General features: G+C 61.7%; 19 protein-coding genes, 1 tRNA gene and 1 pseudogene. 13 read left to right on the top strand and 8 right to left on the bottom strand.

All coding sequences use genetic code 11. The features are described from left to right. Positions 1–44: 44 nt before the first annotated feature. Positions 45–650 carry a glutathione transferase GstA gene (gene gstA / locus IPK59_12910; protein MBK8159617.1) on the bottom strand — a complete coding sequence of 202 codons (606 nt, stop codon included), beginning with the start codon at positions 648–650 and terminating at the stop codon, positions 45–47. A 124-nt stretch (positions 651–774) separates the two neighbouring features. Between gstA and IPK59_12905 the strand changes: the two genes are divergently transcribed. Continuing rightward, on the top strand, positions 775–1,236 hold the full coding sequence (locus IPK59_12905) for a winged helix-turn-helix transcriptional regulator (protein MBK8159616.1): 462 nt from the start codon (positions 775–777) through the stop codon (positions 1,234–1,236). Positions 1,237–1,291: 55 nt separating this feature from the next. Continuing rightward, positions 1,292–1,368, top strand: a tRNA-Arg gene (locus tag IPK59_12900). Positions 1,369–1,544: 176 nt separating this feature from the next. On the opposite strand, the gene IPK59_12895 is transcribed toward IPK59_12900, so the two are convergent. Next, positions 1,545–2,519 carry a hypothetical protein gene (locus IPK59_12895; GenBank protein MBK8159615.1) on the bottom strand — a complete coding sequence of 325 codons (975 nt, stop codon included), beginning with the start codon at positions 2,517–2,519 and terminating at the stop codon, positions 1,545–1,547. Between the two features lie 181 nt (positions 2,520–2,700). On the opposite strand from IPK59_12895, the gene IPK59_12890 reads away from it, so the two are divergent. The 7 genes and pseudogenes from IPK59_12890 (at position 2,701) to betA (ending at position 7,318) form a co-directional block, all read left to right on the top strand. Further along, the gene (locus IPK59_12890) at positions 2,701–2,844 is read left to right on the top strand and encodes a hypothetical protein (GenBank protein MBK8159614.1); all 144 of its coding nucleotides are present in this window, start codon (positions 2,701–2,703) and stop codon (positions 2,842–2,844) included. 306 nt (positions 2,845–3,150) lie between these two features. Beyond that, positions 3,151–3,558, top strand: a complete 408-nt coding sequence (locus IPK59_12885; protein MBK8159613.1) for a hypothetical protein — start codon at positions 3,151–3,153, stop codon at positions 3,556–3,558. Next, positions 3,536–4,066, top strand: a complete 531-nt coding sequence (locus IPK59_12880; protein MBK8159612.1) for a hypothetical protein — start codon at positions 3,536–3,538, stop codon at positions 4,064–4,066. Before IPK59_12885 ends, IPK59_12880 begins: the two co-directional genes overlap by 23 nt. 19 nt (positions 4,067–4,085) lie before the next feature. After that, entirely contained in the window at positions 4,086–4,424 is a 339-nt protein-coding gene (locus IPK59_12875; GenBank protein MBK8159611.1) for a hypothetical protein, read from the top strand. Between the two features lie 65 nt (positions 4,425–4,489). Further along, a complete protein-coding gene (locus IPK59_12870) occupies positions 4,490–5,416 on the top strand; it encodes an NAD(P)-dependent oxidoreductase (protein ID MBK8159610.1) in 927 nt (308 codons plus the stop codon). A 78-nt stretch (positions 5,417–5,494) separates the two neighbouring features. Next, positions 5,495–5,647: a hypothetical protein gene (locus IPK59_12865; protein ID MBK8159609.1), complete on the top strand. Its 153-nt coding sequence runs from the start codon at positions 5,495–5,497 to the stop codon at positions 5,645–5,647. A 4-nt stretch (positions 5,648–5,651) separates the two neighbouring features. Continuing rightward, positions 5,652–7,318: pseudogene (gene betA / locus IPK59_12860) on the top strand (choline dehydrogenase). Between the two features lie 194 nt (positions 7,319–7,512). Here betA and IPK59_12855 read toward each other — a convergent pair. Together IPK59_12855 and IPK59_12850 are read right to left on the bottom strand one after the other, a co-directional pair. Continuing rightward, entirely contained in the window at positions 7,513–8,499 is a 987-nt protein-coding gene (locus tag IPK59_12855) for an ABC transporter permease (protein MBK8159608.1), read from the bottom strand. A 70-nt stretch (positions 8,500–8,569) separates the two neighbouring features. Further along, positions 8,570–9,388 carry a sugar ABC transporter ATP-binding protein gene (locus IPK59_12850; GenBank protein MBK8159607.1) on the bottom strand — a complete coding sequence of 273 codons (819 nt, stop codon included), beginning with the start codon at positions 9,386–9,388 and terminating at the stop codon, positions 8,570–8,572. Between the two features lie 513 nt (positions 9,389–9,901). Here IPK59_12850 and IPK59_12845 point away from each other — a divergent pair. From IPK59_12845 to IPK59_12830, 4 genes are all read left to right on the top strand, one after another. Continuing rightward, positions 9,902–10,891, top strand: a complete 990-nt coding sequence (locus IPK59_12845; GenBank protein MBK8159606.1) for a substrate-binding domain-containing protein — start codon at positions 9,902–9,904, stop codon at positions 10,889–10,891. Positions 10,892–11,387: 496 nt separating this feature from the next. Beyond that, on the top strand, positions 11,388–11,762 hold the full coding sequence (locus IPK59_12840) for a hypothetical protein (protein ID MBK8159605.1): 375 nt from the start codon (positions 11,388–11,390) through the stop codon (positions 11,760–11,762). A gap of 50 nt (positions 11,763–11,812) precedes the next feature. Further along, positions 11,813–12,541 carry a FadR family transcriptional regulator gene (locus IPK59_12835; GenBank protein ID MBK8159604.1) on the top strand — a complete coding sequence of 243 codons (729 nt, stop codon included), beginning with the start codon at positions 11,813–11,815 and terminating at the stop codon, positions 12,539–12,541. A gap of 33 nt (positions 12,542–12,574) precedes the next feature. Continuing rightward, positions 12,575–14,413 carry a dihydroxy-acid dehydratase family protein gene (locus IPK59_12830; GenBank protein ID MBK8159603.1) on the top strand — a complete coding sequence of 613 codons (1,839 nt, stop codon included), beginning with the start codon at positions 12,575–12,577 and terminating at the stop codon, positions 14,411–14,413. A gap of 132 nt (positions 14,414–14,545) precedes the next feature. Here the strand turns inward: IPK59_12830 and IPK59_12825 are convergent, their stop codons facing one another. The 4 genes from IPK59_12825 to IPK59_12810 are packed head-to-tail and all read right to left on the bottom strand — an operon-like array spanning position 14,546 to position 18,118. Beyond that, positions 14,546–15,517 (bottom strand): galactose mutarotase, encoded by a 972-nt coding sequence (locus tag IPK59_12825; protein ID MBK8159602.1) that lies wholly within the window; start codon positions 15,515–15,517, stop codon positions 14,546–14,548. 2 nt (positions 15,518–15,519) lie between these two features. Beyond that, positions 15,520–16,158, bottom strand: a complete 639-nt coding sequence (locus tag IPK59_12820) for a 2-dehydro-3-deoxy-6-phosphogalactonate aldolase (protein MBK8159601.1) — start codon at positions 16,156–16,158, stop codon at positions 15,520–15,522. Between the two features lie 19 nt (positions 16,159–16,177). Continuing rightward, the gene (locus IPK59_12815) at positions 16,178–17,116 is read right to left on the bottom strand and encodes a 2-dehydro-3-deoxygalactonokinase (protein ID MBK8159600.1); all 939 of its coding nucleotides are present in this window, start codon (positions 17,114–17,116) and stop codon (positions 16,178–16,180) included. A gap of 3 nt (positions 17,117–17,119) precedes the next feature. Continuing rightward, positions 17,120–18,118: an FAH family protein gene (locus tag IPK59_12810; GenBank protein ID MBK8159599.1), complete on the bottom strand. Its 999-nt coding sequence runs from the start codon at positions 18,116–18,118 to the stop codon at positions 17,120–17,122. Positions 18,119–18,129 lie beyond the last annotated feature (11 nt).

Here is an 18,129-nt window from a genome sequence, read left to right as displayed (position 1 = left end):
CCCGCCGGCGCAGTAGCTAGGCGCCGGCGGGTGATCTCTCGGCCTTACAGCAGGCCTTCGGCCTTCAACGCCTGCTGTACCTTCGGGCGCTGGGCGATGCGGTCCATATAGGCGCCAACATTGGCAAAGCCGGCGAGATCGACACCGACATGCTTTGCCCAGTTGCTGACCGTGAAGAGATAGGCGTCGGCCACCGTGAACTGGTCGCCGAGCAGATACTGCTTGCCGGCAAGCTTCTGGTCGAGGAACGCATAACGCTCGGCAAGCTGCGCCTTGGCCACCGGCTTGTAATCCTCCGGCGTGGTCGGCTTGAACAGCGGGCTGTAGCCCTTGTGGACTTCGGAGGTGATGAAGTTGAGCCATTCCTGCAGCTTGTAGCGCGCCCTGGTGCCGTTGCCGGGGGCGAGGTTGCTGGCAGGGGCGAGGTCGGCAAGGATCTGGGCGATGATCGGTCCTTCGGTCACGATCTCGCCGTCATCCAGCATCATGGTCGGCACCTGGCCCTTGGGGTTGATGGCGCGGAAATCGGTGCCGTCTTCCAGGGTCTTGGTCTTCATATCGACCTTGAGCAGGTCCAGGCTGATGCCGGCTTCGAGGGCCGTGATGTGGGGCGAAAGTGAGCACGCGCCCGGGGAATAGAATAGTTTCATGGGGGTTTTCTCCAGATTTTCCGGCCACTTGCGGCACAAATCGAGGGGGGATGGGCCGGCGTCACGATGATTAAATGCAGTTGCATATATTGTCAAGACTCATGCAGATGCATATAGTTACCAGATGGATACCGCCGCCCCCGCCACCGACCAGGAAGTTTCGATCTGCCCCTTTGTGGCGGGTGCCTGGGCGCGTCTGCTGCGGGTAGCCCCCATCTTGCAGGCCGCGGTCGAGGCGGATCTGAAGGCGGCAGGCCTGCCGCCGCCCCAATGGTATGATGCCCTGGCGGCGCTCGAACGCGCGCCCGAACACAGCCTCGTCCCGGGGGAAATCGAGCGCGATCTGCTCCTCACTCAATGCACCACATCCCGCCTCATCGACCGGCTGGAGGCGGAAGGGTTGGTCGTGCGCCAGATCAACCCCGACGATCGCCGCCGCCAGACCATTCGCCTCAGCGAATCCGGCCGGGCGCTGCTCGCCCGTATCTGGCCGGTCTATGCCGGGGCGATCGAACGCCATGTCGGCCGCAAGCTTGCTGGCGAGGATGCCAAGGCTCTCATCCGAATCCTGGAAAAACTGGCCTGATCTGCCAAAGCCCGTTTTGCCATCGGGAAAGAGCGTTGCTATAACCAGCCGCAACGTCCCCGTAGCTCAGCAGGATAGAGCGCCGGTTTCCTAAACCGTAGGTCGGAGGTTCGAATCCTCTCGGGGACGCCATCTTCATTCATGATAAAATAATAAATATAAATCAATTAGTTACTGTAATTTCGCAAATCTGATCCATACAGGTCTTCCATACATATTCATAGGCCAGTTGGCTGTGGTGTAGCCGCTCTCGTCGAGAGGGCAGCACTCGTACTGTGCAGACACCCGAAGCGTTGAGATGGGTGGCCCTAAGCACCAGCGCGTGGTTCAGCGGGAGCTGGGGGTGGGGGAAGATTTGCAGTAACCCGAAGTCGGATTGGACACGCAGGATCTCGTTGGTCTGCGCTAATGTCCTCGATCAGCAGATTTCCGAACGGGGTGTGTTTAAGAACGGCATCTGCGAGTACATCCTCCGCGAGGGATAGGAGATTATGGAGGATCGTATTCATGTCGAGGTATAGATCGGACGCCGGTTCTCCGGTGCGGTTCCAGGTCGGATGAAAGAACATCCCACGCTCATCTGACTTTTCTTCGACATTAGTTATCTCCAGCGAACCTGAGTATCCACCCGGATGCTCGACAGCGTTCCGCTTCTTTATCGTTTCATCCGTCCAGACAACTTCGCTGGCGAGCATCTCTGTCAAGCTATCCGTTGCACCGAATTTAGCAGTCGCCCATTTCGCGAGTTCGCTCTGCCCTTTCTCCTTTAAGTCGGCGAAGTGTGACGCCTGGTCCAGCTCGCATCCGTCCAGGATTTTGAAGACCTGGAGTAAGTCGCGAAGATAATTCTTCGCATTGTAGAGATAGTTCTCAACTCGAGGACGAAGCCGCAGGATATGAGGCATCGGGGCGCGAGGATCGTTCGCTTCGGTGAAGCGGTGAACTTGGGCTGCACCATCTTCACGAAGCTCGTCGTAGATGCGATGACATTCCAGCAGCGTCGGCATCAATGTCTCGATGTACAACCCATTGACCGCATCGCGCACCGGGGGTTCGACATCTAACCATTTCGTGAGTTCGCCTGTCTGGACACCCAGGCGTGCGACCGCAGGGTGTCGGGTGCCAACGTCCGAGACCTGCCGCATTTCGAATGCGCCGCGCCCACCGCCCCCGCCTCCAGGGCCTAACCTAAACATTGTGCTGTTTGCCCCTCTGCCAAAAGATGCTTTCGGAGACTCTTTCACAACGGGCAGCTGATTGACAGCGAGCGTGAACGAGAACATCTGTAGAACATCATATCGAGTGCCGCGATGTTCAGCCTCAACTGTCTCGACAACCTCCTCCCCTACCGCCTCTATGTGACTTGCGACTTTTGCCAGCGGGTGCGGAATTGGGAGCCGTGGGAACTGATCGCCAAAATCGGCAGCCCCGCGCTGCCATCCAGAAGCGGCGCTGGCTCCTCTGGTGACCGGCTCCGACGCTTCGCTGCTACTGCAGCCCGACCCGGCGATCATGGGGAAGCCCGTGCCGACGCTGGTGAATGCGGTCAAAAAACAGGGCCTGGCCCTAGTGGCAGAGTTGCCCGATCCGGCCCTCAGACTGGAATGAGGCGCCTGTAAATTCCCCGTTGGGGCGCTTGAGGATTTTGTTCTCCAACTAACTGAGCTTGCTGCGATTTATCGAGAGAGCCCTTTTTGGGGACCTATAGCTAGGGAACGTATGCCGATTTGAGAGCCAAACAACACCATCGAAGTCCACAGAAGCCCCCCAGCTCAGCAGACCATTTTGTCGGACCTAGACCTAGATAGAACCGAGTTACTAGCCGCCACTATTTAGGGTGTTCCCCGTGCGCGACCCCCTGTTGGGTCTCAGTTTGTTTCGTATTCAAGTTCAACAACCCCCCGAGGAGATTCCATGTTTGCCAGTCCATTGGCATTTCGCCCAACCCCCACTGAGACCGCTGCGATGGCATCCATCAGCCGCGCATACGCCGCCCGCTTCAATATCGCCTTCGTGAATCGCAGCGATGTCGTCCGGCTTGCCCTCCGGGCGGCGGCACGTCTTGCCGAAGAGGGGACGCTGTTTGACGCCCTTTGCGGCCTCCACCGGCCCGTCGAGGGCATAGAGATGGGTCCAGCAGTCATCCCCGTCATGATCGCTATGGCCGTTGCCAGCGCGGCTATGACGGCTATGCAAGCCCGCCAGCAAGCTAACGATGCTGCCAAGCAAGCCACGGCAGAAGCCAAGGCTGCGAACAAGAACGTCGACACTCAGTACCCAGCAGGGCCTGGAAACCCGTTTGGACCGCTACCGCAGCTTTGAGGATATCGACGATTATCACTATCTCGCATACCCACGACTTGTCCGGATCTGGGATGAGACGGCGGTGCCGGGGCGCGGTGTCACACTCAACCAATCTGATCTCAGTGCGGCTGCTGGTGTCGCTGGCTTTCAGGATGCTGAATTGGAGACAATCATCCTCAAAGTACGCGAGGAAGTCATAGCCCTCCCTCATACAGCGACATATCACGTTCCAGACTTTGCGTTGGTAACGGTGTTTCAAAAAATGTCCAACGATCCACGAGGGGATATGTCTCCCCGCGCGAGTACACAGTGTCCCCCTACCGCCCCGCCTGACATGTCCGGAGACGCAGCGAGGCCGGGGGGGAGGGGCGTCGATCAAAATCAACACACAGAAGGAATTGATACCATGGCGAATTTAATGGAATTGACCGAGACCCAGCTTACCGAGATCGCAGGGCTAGAGGAATGTACACCAGCAGAAGGCGCGCGCCTCGCGTGGGGGCTGGTAGGGGCGCTGGCATTTTGATTCATGGAACGCGTTCACCATGACCTTGATGCTGCAATCGGCGGAGGCCGGCGGCGAGTTCGAAATCGTGCCGAACACGCGAACGGACGATGATCAGCATTTTGCCGATGTCGGAAAAATCCTGGCCGGTGACAGGTCGCGCGTGGTGGTGGTGCCACGAGAGCCGCGGGCATTGGTAATCTTCCGCGGCTGCAATTCCATTCATCGCGTGACACCGGTCGAGGGGCAGCGACAACGCCTGATGTCTGTCTTCGTCTATGAGGATCAGCCAGGCATCGGCGGCGATGCCAAGGTCAACGAGACCGTCTACGGCATTCCAATTGCCGAGCAGGCGATGGCGGCGCCATCGACCGTATAAACCTCGGCGTCGGGCGGCGGTCGTCTGGCCTTCACGATACAGTCAACAAAGCGAGCTCATTCCTGATGAAAGTGGGATTTATCGGCCTTGGGACCATGGGCCGGAATGCGGCGCTCAACATCCAGCGCGCCGGCTTCAAGATGGTGGTTCACGACCTGCGCCGGGAAACCGCCGATGCCCTGGTGGCCAAGGGGGCCATTTGGGCGGACAGCGCCGCCGAGGTGCTGGACCAGGTCGATGTCGTCGTCAGCATGGTCTTTGGTCCCAAGGAGATCGAACAGGTCGTGCGCGGCCCAGCGGGGTTCCTGACGACGTCATGCCAGGGCAAATACTGGATTGATCTTACCACCAGCAGCCCGAAGCTGATGCGGGCCCTGGGCGAAGAGGTGCGGGCGAAAGGTGGTTTTCCGATCGATGCCCCCGTCACCGGATCGGTCGACGCCGCCATCCGGGGCGACATGCCGATGTTCGTCGGTGGCGAGGATTCCGAGATTGAGGTAGTCCGTGCCGTGATCGAGGCCATGGGTCAAATCCGCCGCGTCGGCCCGCATGGCAACGGATATGTGGCCAAGCTGGTCAACAACCAGCTCTGGAAAATTCACGCCGCCGCGATCGGCGAAGCCATGGTCGCCGCCAAGCTGATGGGGCTGGAGCCGGATGTCTGGTGGGAGGCGATGAAGGGTGGTGCCGCCGACAGCTTTGTCATGCAACACGATGTGCCTTCGATCTTCGCCGGCCACTACGACCCGTCTTTTCCCATCAAGCTGTGCCTGAAGGACCTTTCCCTCATCGACGAGATGATGACCGAGACCGGCACCCGCGGGGAGTTGACCCGGGCGACGCATGATCGTTTCCGTGAGGCCGGCGCCCGCTACGGCATGGATGCCGGCGAGATGACCGTGTGCAAGATCGTCGAGGACGATGCCAAGGTCACCCTGCGGGTTGCCGGAAATTGGATCGCCCCCTGGGAAGTGGCAGCACCCACGGTCTGAGGCGTTCATCTCAACCAAACAATGGAAAAGGGGGCTCCAACGACGAATTGCAAGCTCATCGGGCGTTCAGCACTCGTCATGCTCGGCCTCTCTGTGACCAACTCCGCACTGGCTGGCGGCGCGGGTCAAGATAATGGCATCGGCGATCCGAGGGACCCCGGCACCCATGTCGGCGCTTTGATCAGCAAAGACCATATGATGAAGGTGCTGCGCTGCATTGAGGCGGGTTGATTTCATGAAGTTCGACGCCATCTTCGACTACGTCATCGTCGGAGCCGGTTCTGCCGGCTGCGTGCTGGCCAATCGCCTGAGTGCCGATGGCAGCCACAAGGTCTGCGTGCTGGAAGCGGGGCCGAAGGATCATTGGTGGAACTGGCAGATCCATATGCCGGCGGCCATGGCCTACAATCTGGGCCACGACCGCTACAACTGGTACTATCACACCGAACCGCAGCCCTACATGGACGACCGCGTGATGTACTGGCCGCGCGGTCGTGTGTTGGGTGGGTCGTCCTCGCTAAACGGCATGGTCTATATCCGCGGCCATGCGCTGGACTACGACCGCTGGGCGTTCAAGGAAAACTGCCCGGGCTGGTCGTATCAGGAGATCCTGCCCTATTTCAAACGTGCGGAATCGCGCGAGAAGGGTGGCGACGCCTATCACGGTGGCGATGGCCTGCTTAATGTCCATACCGGCGATCAACAGAACCCGTTGTTCGATGCCTTCATCGAGGCGGCTCAACAGGCCGGCTATGCACAAACCGACGACATGAACGGTTACCGCCAGGAAGGCTTCGGCCGCATGGACATGACCATCAAGAATGGCAAGCGCTGGTCGGCGGCGCAGGCCTTTCTGCGTCCAGCGGAGAAGCGCACCAATGTCACCGTCGAGACGCGCGCCCTCACCAACCGCATCATCCTGGAAGGAAAACGCGCTGTTGGCGTCGAATTCTTACAGAACGGCCAGATCAAGCGCTACCGCGCCGAACGCGAGGTGATCTGTTCGGGTGGCGCCATCAACTCGCCGCAGCTTCTGATGCTCTCCGGCATCGGTCCGGCGGATCATCGCAAAGAGGTCGGCGTCGAGGTGCAGCATGATCTGCCGGGCGTGGGTGAGAACCTGCAGGAACATCTCGAGATGTATATCCAGCAGCAATGCAAGGAACCGATCACGCTCTTTACCTACACCAAGCCGGTGCCGATGGTGCTGGCCGGCATGCGCTGGTTCCTGGACAAGAAGGGCGTCTGTGCCTCGGCCCAGCTGGAAGCCGGCGGCTTCATCCGCTCGGCCGCCGGGTTCGAGCACCCCAATCTGCAGTTCCACTTCCTGCCTTCGACCGTCAACGATCATGGCCGCGTCAACGGCACCAGCCATGCCTATCAGGTTCATATCGGCAACATGCGCCAGGAAGCGCGCGGCTGGATCAAGCTGAAATCAGCGAAGGCGACGGATCATCCGCGTATCCAGCCCTTCTATCTGCAGACCGAGAACGACCGCCGCGAGTTCAGGGATGCCGTGAGGCTCACGCGCGAGATTTTCGCGCAGAAGGCTTTGACCGCTATCGCGGGCCGGAGATCAATCCCGGCGACACTGTGAAAACGGATGCCGAGATCGACGCCTTCATCCGCCGCCGCGGCGACAGTGCCTATCACCCATCCTGCTCATGCAAGATGGGTACCGACGAGATGGCGGTGGTGGACCCGCAGGCGCGCGTCCATGGCATCGAATCCCTGCGCGTGGTCGACGCCTCGATCATGCCTTCGATCGTCAGCGGCAATTTGAACGCGCCCACCATCATGATGGCGGAGAAATGCAGCGACATGATCCTGGGCAAGGAACCACTGCCGCCGGCCAACGCGCCGGTCTGGGTCTCGCCAAACTGGCAGACCTCACAGCGCTGATCCTTCGGGTTAAGGCCCGATTCGGCGCTGAAGCACACTTGGTGTCCGTGCACGCCCAAAGGCGGCCCCAACCCAAATCCGGCCCTTTGCGGACCCCCTTGTCTTTTATCAAGTTGGCCGGAAGCGCCGCATTAACTCCCAGTTATCTGTTTCATCACCCCTGGCAGGCCGAACTCGCCGGACATGGGGTGCCGCTAGTCGTTCTGGCGGAAGTTCCGGACCCGGTCGAACAGCACCGCGAGGATGATGGCGCCGCCGATGAAGGCGCCCTGCCAGAAGGCATTGATCCCGAGCAGGCCGAGGCTGTTGCGGATGACCTCGATGAGGGCAGCACCCACCAGGGCGCCGAGCGCCGTCCCGACCCCGCCGGCAAGATCCGCACCGCCGATCACCGCCGCGGCGATCACCTGCAGCTCCATGCCGGCGCCGATATTCGTGGTCACCGCCCCCAGCCAGCCGGTCTGAACAATACCGGCAATGCCTGCCGAGAGGGCCGAGATCATATAGACCGCGACCTTGATCGGCTTCACCGGCACGCCGGTGAGGGTCGCCGCCTTTTCGTTGCCGCCAATGGCAAAGACATGGCGGCCGAACCGCGTCCAGCGCAGCACAAAACCCGTGAGGATCGCCAGTACCAGCATGTAGAGCACCGGATTGGCGATGCCGAACAGCCAGGCGCCGCCACCCAGGGCCAGGAGCTTGTCGTGATCCGGGCCGAATTCGAACACGACCGTGTTGTTGGATGCCACCATGGCAAGACTGCGGGCAACCGACAGCATGCCCAAGGTCACGACGAAGGGTGGAAAGCCCAGATAGGCAATCAGAATTCCGTTGAAGGCGCCGACCACCAGCGCCGTCCCGATGGCGGCGGCGATGCCGATTTCGATGCTGTATCCGGCATGCATCGTCACCGCCAGCACCATGCTGCACAGACACAACACGGATCCAACCGAGAGATCGATACCGCCTGAGATGATGACCACCGTCATCCCCAGGGCGATGATGGCGACGAAGGTGACGTTGCGCGTGATGTTGTAGAGATTCTTCGTCGTCGCGAATGAGTCGGTGCTGACCGACAGATAAAGGCAAGCGAGAACGACGGCGATGAAGACCCAGAATGTCTGGTTGGCAAGGAGTGCTGTAAACCTGCCATGCTGTTTCAGCGCCAGGCGCTGCTCCATGGTGCGGTCGGTGCTGGATTGGGTGTCGTTCGTGTTGGGCATGTCGGCGCTGGTCATTGGGGTTTCCTGATCAGGCGGCTTCGATGGCGCCGGTGATGAGCCCGGTCACTTCTTCCGGCGAGCTCTCGGCGATCTTCTTGTCGGCGACCTTGCGGCCGCGCCGCATGACGATCACCCGGTCGGCCACGGTGAAGACGTCCGGCATGCGGTGGCTGATGAGGGCAACCGCAATGCCATGGTCGCGCAGACGCCGGATGAGATTGAGCACTTCGGCGACCTGGCGCACCGAGATGGCGGCGGTGGGTTCATCCATCAGCACGATCTTGGCGTCGCTGAGGCGCGTGCGGGCGATGGCCACGGCCTGACGCTGGCCGCCCGACATCGACTTTACCAGGTCGCGCGGCCTGGTCTCGGATTTCAGTTCCGTGAAGATCTGCGCCGCGCGTTTATACATGGCCGGATAGTCGAGCACGCTGAACGGCCCGAAGCCGCGCCGCAACTCGCGGCCCAGGAAGACGTTCTCCGCCGCGGTGAGGTTGTTGCACAGCGCCAGATCCTGGTGGACGATTTCGATGCCATGGCGCCGCGCCTCCACCGGCTTGTGCATGACAAGGTCCCGGCCATCCATGCGCATGGTGCCGTGACTCGGGCGGAAATTGCCGGCGATCATTTTCACCAGCGTCGATTTTCCCGCACCGTTGTCACCCATCAGGCCGACGACCTCGCCGGCTTCGAGCGAGAAGGACACATCATTCACCGCCTGAATGGCGCCGAAATGTTTCGAGATATTCTGAAGTTCAAGAACTGGCACGCGACGGTCGCCCCTCCCAGAGCAATCTGCCGGCTTTGTTTTCCGGCTTGTTAAGTTCGCGGAACGTGATGCTGCGATGCGGTTTTGCTAAAGCGAACGACGCCTGGTCTTGCGCAAAACAGCTTCGCAACTCTATGCAGTGAGCGTCCCGAGCGTCAATTGACAGCCAATCGACGATCAGAATGTTTGCACTGCAAACACCTCAAACACCTCAGTCGTTAATATTATCGTACAAAAGATTTCATTTTGTACGACAAAATGATTGACGGTTGCAAACCATCGTTATTAGCTAATCGCGGAACAAGAAAAAAATTTCGATGGTGACATCGGACGACAAACGTCCGGGCGAAGTCGGAAGAAAGGGAGGATGCGCGCCAGCCGGCTGAATGACGGCTGCTTTGCCGAACCAACTCTTGTGACATGAGTAGTCGTCGGACCGTCGGATGGCATCCAGCGAGATGCGCAATCATCCGGTCCCGCTTCGACGTCGAAGGACTGAATGCAGTGTGGTGCAAAGGGCGATCAACGCCCGCCATGTTTTAAACGCCCGCCAAGTTTTAAACGCTCGTCTGTTTTATTGGGAGGAATGGAATGAATAAGTTTTCGGTAATCGTCGCGGCTGCCGCTTTGGCTCTGAGTGCCAGCCCGGCCTTGGCAAAAAAGCAACTGGTGATCGTGGTCAAGGGCCTCGACAACCCCTTCTTCGAGGCGATCAATCAAGGTTGCCAGAAGTGGAACAAGGAAAACCCCGATTCCGAATATGAGTGCTTCTATACCGGACCGGCCTCGACCTCCGATGAAGCGGGTGAAGCACAGATCGTTCAGGACATGCTGGGCAAGGCCGACACCGTCGCCATGGCCATTTCGCCGTCGAATGCCAAGCTGATTGCCCAGACGATCAAGACCGCCAACGCCACGATTCCGATCATGACACTCGATGCCGATCTTGCCGTTGAGGACGCGGCGCTGCGCAAGACCTATCTTGGTACCGACAATTACCTCATGGGTTATCGCATCGGCGAATACATCAAGGAAAAGAAGCCGAATGGCGGCACAGTCTGCACGATCCAGGGCAATCCCGGCGCCGACAACATCCTGCGCCGCGCCCAGGGTACCCGCGACGCGCTGAGCGGGCAGAAGGGCCTGCCGGCCTTGAAGGGTGAAGGCGGCTGGACCGAAGTCGCGGGCTGCCCGGTCTTCACCAATGACGACGGCGCCAAGGGCGTGCAGGCGATGACCGACATCCTCGCCGCCAACCCGAATCTCGACGCCTTCGCGATCGAGGGCGGCTGGCCGCTGTTCGGCGCACCGCAGCCCTACCGCGATCTATTCAAACCGATGGCCGACAAGATCGCCAGCGGTGAATTCGTCATCTCGGCCGCCGACACGATCGGCGACGAAGTGGCGATCGCCCGGGAAGGCCTGGTCACCGCCCTGGTCGGCCAGCGCCCGTTCGAGATGGGCTACAAGGCCCCCTCGGTCATGATCGATCTGATCGAAGGCAAGGCTGTCCCGGATCCGGTCTTTACGGGTCTGGACGAATGCACCAAGGACACCGTCGATACCTGCATCCAGAAATGATGGCAGGCAGCAAGTAGCAGGTAGCGGAAAGGGCGCGTCAGTCATGGCGCGCCCTTTTTTGCAGATGCGAGCAGCTTTCGCATGTGCGAATTGTCATATAGTATGATTATTTGTCTTTCCAAGGATCTCGGCCCGTGCGATTGCTTCGCGCGACCGCCACGATTGAAGGCTTCCGCCCATGGGGCGCGGTAACGGGAGATACGCCCATGACATGTGTCAAAGCGGCTGCTTCAGCAGGCCCCGTCATCAGCCCCGTCATCAGCCCCGTCATCAGCTATGCGCGGCCATCACCGGCGCCCTTGTCGGGAGAGGTCGACCGAGCGCAGCGCGTTCTGAAATGGGCAAGGGCCTGGTCGTGATCTCCACCGAACCCCGCGAGGTCGTCGCTCGTGGCGACCGAGTCATTCCGCTGGCGCCCGGCCACCATGTCGGCGAGCGAAGGCTTCCGCGATCATGGTTGCCGACATCACGGCCTACATCACGGCCGGCATCGCCCATGAATATGTTGACCGTGATCACCAGCGGCGCTGTCCTGGTCTGCGCGTCTTGGGCCGGACTCTCCGGGCTTGCCCGGGCCGGGCTTTCGCACTACACCTCCGCCGGCAATTCGCTCGCAGCCATCGGCGTCGAGCTCGATACGATTGCAGCAGTGGTGATCGGCGGCACGCGTTTCAGTGGCAGCCAGAGTTCTGTGCCTGGTCTCAGTTCTGTGCCTGGTCTCATGGAGACCCACTTCACCTTCGACGGCATGCGGTCCGGTTGGCAAACCGAATTTGTGGTTGGCCTGCTCTTGTTAGCCCTCACCCTGCTGCCTAGAATTCCGGGTGAACTGTCGGCGCGTCGTGCTGCAGGTGCGAGGGGGAGCATGTGATGATCGTTGCACCGAACCGATACCGACCGATCCGCGCGACCGCGACGCGGATGGGCGGCGCGCGCATGGGCCAGGAACAGATCGTGCGCGCCATGGGTGTCGCCATCCTGCGCGGCGACTATCCGGAAGGCGCCTTGCTGCCCGCCGAGGGCGATCTCATGGCGCAGTTCGGCATTTCGCGGACCGTGTTGCGCGAGGTCTTGAAGACTCTGGCGGCGAAGGGCCTGGTCGTCTCCAAGACCCGCGTCGGCACCAAGGTGCGCAACCAGGTCGACTGGAACATGTTCGATTCCGATCTCCTTGGCTGGCGTCTTGATCTCGGCATGGACCTGCGGTTCCTCAACAGCCTTTATGAAATCCGCCTGGCGGTGGAGCCGGCCGCCTGCGCCCTCGCGGCATTGCGCCGAAGCGATGAGAGTGTTGCGCGCATGCGCGCGCTCATCGATGAATTCCGCCAGCCCGGCCATACCCGCCTCACCTTTGCCGAGGTCGATCTGGCGCTGCATCTCGAAATCGCCGCGGCGTCCGGCAATCCCTTCATGCGGTCGGTGGGCGCCATCATCGAGGCGGCCCTGATGGCAAGCTTCGTCAACTCGGCGCCGGTCGAGGATCTCGCCCGCCAGAAGCAGTCGACCGAAGACCACGCCGCCATCGTCGAGGCGATTGCCAGGGGCGATGCCAAGGGTGCCGCCGAAGCCATGACTGCCGTCATCGAGGATGGCCGCAAGAACCGCGCGGCCGCGATACTCGCCGGCGCGGCCCAGACCAAGACCAGTTGAACCAGATCGAATTCGTTTGAGGAGTGATGCGCGATGACAGCCGATAAGCCAAACAACAGCCACGGTGGAAAGCCGGGCGCCGCGCAGGAAGGTCGCAAGATGCGTTCGCGTGCCTGGTTCGACAATCCGGAAAACGCCGACATGACCGCGCTCTATCTCGAGCGCTATTTGAATTACGGCTTCACGCGCGAGGAACTGCAATCCAACAAGCCGATCATCGGCATCGCCCAGACCGGCTCCGATCTCTCGCCTTGCAACCGCCATCACATCGTGCTTGCCGAACGCCTGCGCGACGGCATCCGCACGGCAGGCGGCATCGCCATCGAATTCCCGGTCCACCCGATCCAGGAAACCGGCAAGCGCCCGACCGCCTCGCTCGATCGCAACCTTGCCTATCTCGGCCTGGTCGAGGTGCTCTATGGCTATCCGCTCGACGGCGTCATCCTCACCATCGGCTGCGACAAGACCACGCCGGCCTGCCTGATGGCCGCGGCCACCGTCAACCTGCCGGCGATCGCCTTTTCCGTGGGGCCCATGCTCAACGGCTGGCACAAGGGCGAGCGCACGGGTTCCGGCACCATCGTCTGGAAGGCGCGGCAATTGTTGGCGGCCGGCGAGATCGACTATCAGGGCTTCATCGAGCTGGTGGCGTCATCCGCCCCCTCGACCGGCTATTGCAACACCATGGGCACGGCGACGACGATGAACTCGCTGGCCGAGGCGCTCGGCATGCAGCTGCCGGGGTCGGCGGCCATTCCGGCACCCTATCGCGAACGCCAGCAGATGGCCTATGAAACCGGCAAGCGCATCGTCGACATGGTGCGCGAGGACATGAAGCCCTCCGACATTCTCACCAAGAAGGCCTTCCGCAACGCCATCCGCGTCAACTCCGCGATCGGCGGCTCGACCAACGCCCCCATCCACATCAATGCCATCGCCAAGCATATGGGCGTCGAGCTCACCGTGCAGGAATGGGAGGATCTCGGCCGCGACATCCCGCTGCTGGTCAACATGCAGCCGGCCGGCGAATATCTCGGCGAAGACTATCACCATGCCGGCGGCGTCCCCGCCGTGGTCAACCAGCTGATGGGCCAGGGCCTCATCGACGAGGACGCGCTCACCGTCAACGGCAAGACCATCGGCGAGAATTGCCGCAACGCCACCATCGAAGACGACAAGGTGATCAAGACCTTCGCCAATCCGGTTCTGAACACCGCCGGCTTTGCCGTGTTGAAGGGCAATATCTTCGACAGCGCGATCATGAAAATCAGCGTCATCTCGGACGAGTTCCGCAAGCGCTATCTCTCCAACCCCAAGGACCTCGACGCCTTCGAAGCCAAAGCGGTCGTGTTCGACGGACCCGAGGATTACCATCACCGCATCGACGATCCGGCCTTGAAGATCGATGCCGATACCGTACTGGTCATCCGCGGCGTGGGACCGATCGGCTATCCGGGTGCCGCCGAAGTGGTCAACATGCGGCCGCCGGCCTACCTCATCAAGCAGGGCATCTCCTCGCTGCCCTGCATCGGCGACGGGCGTCAATCCGGCACGTCTGGTTCGCCCTCGATTCTCAACGCCGCACCGGAAGCGGCGGCGGGTGGCGGCTTGGCGATCCTCAAGACCGGCGACCGCATCCGCGTCGACCTCAAGACCGGTACCGTCAACATGCTGGTGGACGCGGCGGAGTTGAAAGCGCGCCGCGAGGTGCTCACCAAGGCCGGCGGTTACCGATTCCCGGAACACCAGACGCCCTGGCAGGAAATCCAGCGCGGTATCGTCGCCCAGCTCGACGAAGGGATGGTGCTGAAGCCCGCCGTCAAATACCAGCGCATCGCCCAGACCAAGGGCCTGCCGCGGGACAATCACTGAGGGTTCTCTGTTTCTCCCTCCCCCTTCAGGGGGAGGGTCGGGGTGGGGGCCGCGTTCAGTCCCGCACTTCCAAAATCATCACCCATGCCCCCACCTAACCTCCCCCTGAAGGGGGAGGGATAGCACCCGGTTTCAAATCCCGCTGAACCGGTACTGCGTGATCTGGTGATACGTCTCGCCCGGGCGCAATGTGGCGTCGGGGAAGTTCGCGTGGTTGGGTGAGTCCGGGAAGATTTGTGGTTCCAGGCAGAGGCCGGCATGAGCGCCATAACCGCCACCATTCAGGTAGCCGCCATCGTAGAATTGCAGGCCGGGCTCCGTCGATAGGAGTTCGAGGCGCGTGCGACTTTGCCGACTCTCCAAGGTGGCAACGAGGCGTGGATCGTGAAGGCGGGCGATGTCGAGGACGAAATTGTGGTCGTAGCGCTGATTGCGGCCGCCAACGGTGTGGATCTCCCGGAAATCGAAAGGAGTTCCGGCAACGCTGGCGACCTCGCCGGTCGGGATGAGGTCTGCGTTGACCGGCAGGTACTTATCCGCCGGCACCTGCAGGCGGTGACCGAGAATGTCGCCGCTGCCATCGAGATTGAAGTAGCTGTGAGTTGCGAGGTTGATGATCGTCGGCGCGTCGGTCGTGGCGGTGAGCTCGATGCTGACCGTGTCGGCTTCCAGTCGGTACGTGCACCGCACGGTGAGAGTACCTGGATAGCCTTCCTCGCCATCGGGTGAGGTGAGGCCCAGCGTCACATGCTGTGGGCCTTCCTCAACGATATTCCAATTGCGGTGGCTGAAACCTTGGCCGCCACCGTGCAAATGCGTCACACCGCGCTCGTTGCAGGGCAGTTGATAGTCCTTGCCGTCAAGAGTGAAGCGGCCGCCGGCGATGCGGTTGGCATAACGGCCTGCGACGCAGCCGGCATAGACGGCGTGGCTGAGATAGTCCTCGATGGTCGCGAAGCTCAGCACACGTGGCTTGCCGTCGAAATTGAGCGCGTGGATGCGGGCGCCATGTGTGAGGATGCTCAGGGAAAGGCGCGCGTTCTCAAGGCGGATCTCGGTGACGGTGCTGCCGTCGAGCAGCTTGCCGAAGGTGCTGATGCCCATGGTCAATGGGCGTTGCGAAAGGCGTCGGCCAGGGCCTTGGCGCGCGCCGCCATCTCGGTCATCGTCATGCCCGGCTTGTAGACCGAGGTGCCGATGCCAAAGCCATTGGCGCCGGCCTTCAAGTAAGCGGCGATATTGTCAGGCGCCACACCACCCACCGGCAGCAGCAGCGTTTCCGGCGGCAGGACAGCGCGCCACGCCTTGACCGCCGGTGGCGGCAGCAACTCACCTGGAAACATCTTCAGTGCATCGGCGCCGGCCTCGAGTGCTGCAAAGGCTTCGGTCGGTGTGGCGACGCCCGGCGCCGTGATCATGCCCTTGGCAGCGGCCGCGCGGATGACGTCGGGGTTGCAGTTGGGGGCGACCATCAGCTTGGCGCCGGCGGCCGCAATGGCGTTCACCTGATCGACGGTCAGCACCGTGCCGGCGCCAATCAGCAGCCTATCGCCGAGGTGATCCTTGGCCCGCTTCACCATCCGGCGCAACGTCTCCAGCGCATCGGGGGAATTGAGCGGCACTTCCACCACGCGCCAGCCGGCGGCATCCAGCGTGTCGACGGCGCCCTCCGCGTCAACGGGCGTGATGCCCCGCAGGATGGCGATGAGCGGCAAGTCGCGCAGCCAGGGGCGCAGATCGGTCATGAACAACTCTCCTGCCGCATCAGGCGGCGGTTTTGGCGACAAGCCCGGCTTCGCGCGCGATACCGAACAGGGCTGGCGGCAGGATGTCATCACTCTCCAGCCGGTCAAGCGTGATCTTGAAATAGGCCGCCGCCCTGGCATAGGTCTCCAGAAGTTTGGCCGACCCGATAGCGGTCACCTGGCGCGCGGGGGTCCAGCGCAGGGCATCGCGCATCTCGGCGCCGACCAGCAGGCCGGAAAGATAGGAGGGCGCCGTCGCCGGCGTCAGTTTCGAAAACAGCGACAGGCTGCGCACGCCGAACAGCAGATGGGTGATGCCGGGTGCGTCCGGCGCACCCGCCCGCGTGACACCCCGGTCGAAGGCATCGGCATCGAAAGTCTCCGGCGCATCCATCGGCGGCATCACCTGTGAGAGGCTGCCGCTGTTGCGCAGATGGCCGAACAGTTCGCCGGTCATATAGGTGCGGAAATCGGTGAGGATGCCGTTCTCCAGCAAAGCCCATTTGGCGTGGGTGCCGGGCAGCAGGAACACGCCGTCGCGCTGCCCACGCGCGAGCAAGGCGCCCAGCATCTGGCATTCCTCGCCGCGCATGACATCGGCGCTGTCTTCGGTGACGCGGGCGACACCGGGCACGATGCGCACGGGCACGTCGTCGAAATCCTCGATCACGGTGAGGTGCAAACCGAGTTGCGTGAGATCGACCGGCGTCTCCAGATAGGCCGCTTCCCGCCAGCCCAACCGGCTGCCGATCATCCCCGCCATGATCACCGGTGGGCGCCCGCCCAACCAATCAGCGACGAAGCGGCGCAAGGATCCGGCGAAGTCGCGATCGGTGACCGCGATCAATCCCTGGTCATCACTGCGCGCATCGACCACATGGCCACCCGCATCCAGCGCCCAGCCACGGCGGTTGCTGGTGCCCCAATCGAGTGCGATGCAGGCGATCTTGCCGGACATGCCCTAAAGCGTACCGACGCCGCCCAGCTGGAAATCGTCATTGGCCTTGGCGCCGAGCGGATTGCGCAAGGCGGCACCGAAGACCGGCGCCTCGATCTCGAACACGTCCCCGGGCTGGGTCTGGATGCCGTCGCCGACACTCAGGGTCGCCGTGCCGAAGAAATGGATGTGGAGATCGCCCGGCCGGCGGAACTGGCGGTATTTGAAATGGTGAAATTCGAGGTTACCCAGCGTGTGCGACATGTTGCGCTCGCCGCTGACGAAGGCCTTCTTCCACAGCAGGCTGCCGCCTCGCCAGATGCGGCTCTCGCCCTCGACGCTGTCGGGCAGGTCGCCCACCAGCAATTCGGGACCGATGGCACAGGCCCGCAGCTTGGAATGCGCGAGGTAGAGATAATTCTGCCGCTCCATGACATGGTCGGAATATTCATTGCCGATCGCGTAACCAAGGCGCCAGGGTTGGCCGTCGGGTGCGATGAGATAGATGCCGGCCACTTCCGGCTCTTCGCCGCCATCAAGCGCAAAGGCTGGAAAGTCCAGGGCGCCGCCCGGTTTCACCACCGACGAGCCATCGCCCTTGTAGAACCATTCGGGCTGCACGCCGGGCTTGTCGTCTTTCGGCTTGCCGCCTTCGAGGCCCATTCTGAACATCTTCATGGAATCGGTCAGCGTCTCGATATCGCCGGCGACCTTCTGGTGCATCTTGTCGCGCGTGTCGGCGGAACCCAGATGGGTGAGGCCCGTACCTGTCACCAGGCAATGCGCCGGATCCGGATGATCGATCGGCGTCAGCACGCTGCCCTCGGCCAGCATCTTGGCATAGTCCAGCATTTCGCCGTCACCGCGCGCGGTGACGTTGGCGGCGAGGCTCTTGATGCTGCCGACAAGTGCCGCCTGCGCAATGTCGATGACGCTGGCAGCACCCGGCACGACGATCGCCTTGCCGTTCTCGATGCGGGCGACGCCGCGCTGGCCGTTCCTGGAAAACTGAATGAGGCGCATGAATCGGACCC

The sequence above is a fragment of the Rhodospirillaceae bacterium genome (assembly GCA_016712715.1).
Classification (GTDB): Bacteria; Pseudomonadota; Alphaproteobacteria; order Dongiales; family Dongiaceae; genus Dongia.
The sequence above is the reverse complement of the archived record's forward strand: the minus strand, read 5'-3'. Positions and strand labels throughout refer to the sequence as shown.